This is a genomic window from Desulfonatronospira sp. MSAO_Bac3 (assembly GCF_003838035.1).
Taxonomy (GTDB): domain Bacteria; phylum Desulfobacterota; class Desulfovibrionia; order Desulfovibrionales; family Desulfonatronovibrionaceae; genus Desulfonatronospira; species Desulfonatronospira thiodismutans.
In genome coordinates this window covers 1-1,203 of sequence record NZ_QYZY01000325.1, presented here as the reverse complement: position 1 = coordinate 1,203, position 1,203 = coordinate 1, and the positions used below count along the sequence as shown (strand labels likewise).

Here is a 1,203-nt window from a genome sequence, read left to right as displayed (position 1 = left end):
GCACCAGATACGCTTTATTGCAAAGTGCCTTTGATCGCTTGGTCATAACCGCCTCCAATGTTTTTTGTCTGCACACCTTACACAAAGTTCATACTGGCTTTCAAGATCAAGACAGACATGCAGGAATAGACCGGCATAAAATAAGCCCTCCGGGTCGAAGGACTATCAAGGAGGTCAAATGAACCGGATTCATTCTGACTGTTTAGAAGTCGGGCACCTCTTGCTTTTCTGGAGCATGGTCTTCGTAGCCTTCAGAAGATTCACTGCCGTCTTGTCCAGCATATTGCATCCCTGGCTCTGCCATCGCGGGGGCAATAGGAATAGAAGATCAGGCAAATCCAGCAGTGACTGGGCACAGGAGGAAGAATTGGATACAAAGGTTTGAAGATAGCCAATAAGGCAGGGGCAACCCCATTTGACAAACCCGGACCGCAGAGCGGATAAGCCTGCTCATCCCGAATGCCTGAGAGCAGCTACCTGGTGATCTTGACCTGGGCCCCGCACCTGGAGCGCTTCACCCAGCCATCCAGATCGGGATTTTTCACACCCCTTTACCCTTAACTGCCAGGTTCCTCACAAGCGCCCTGGTCCACTCATCCCTGCCGCTTAAAGTCGGGATTTTGGCATCCTTCAGTCTCTTGGCCAGCTCTACGTAGGTTATCCCCGGGTCTTTCTCCTTCTCAGATCTGATCCACTGGGTTACGGCTGCTTTGTCCGGCTTCACGTTATGGATGCTGTTTCTCACAAACTCCAGGTCTGCATAAGCATAGTCGTCCAGGGGCGCAGGTTCTTGTGCTTCCTCCGGGATTGACTCAGCTTCTGCAAGATTGATCGATGGATGGCTGACCTGCATTTTTTCAAGATCCAGGTCGCTCAGCTCAATCCCATCTGTCGGCTCAGCCCCCAGATCATTTTCCAACTGCCCTAGCCTTTCCTCCAGATTCTTCATTACCTGCTGAATCTGGGTGAGTGCTTTGTACAGTTGCACCATGGAGCCGTTTATTTCCGCTGTGAGATTTAAAAGGGTGTCTTCCAGGGCATCAGCCAAGCCCTTGATTTTTTTCTGGACTACAAGTTCAGCTTGGCTGGACACTGCGGCATAAAGCTCCTGCTGGAGTTCGTCTTTTAGCTGGGAGTTTTGAATAAAACATTCGCCGCATTCTCCAACACCATCTTTCCTCGTTCCGTTTTCTCCTTCCTCCT

At 50.6% G+C, this 1,203-nt stretch carries 1 protein-coding gene; it reads right to left on the bottom strand.

What is annotated here, in order from left to right; genetic code table 11:
- Positions 1–541 precede the first annotated feature (541 nt).
- On the bottom strand, positions 542–1,203 hold a 662-nt coding region (locus D5S03_RS11360; protein WP_287044075.1), incomplete at its 5' end, for a hypothetical protein.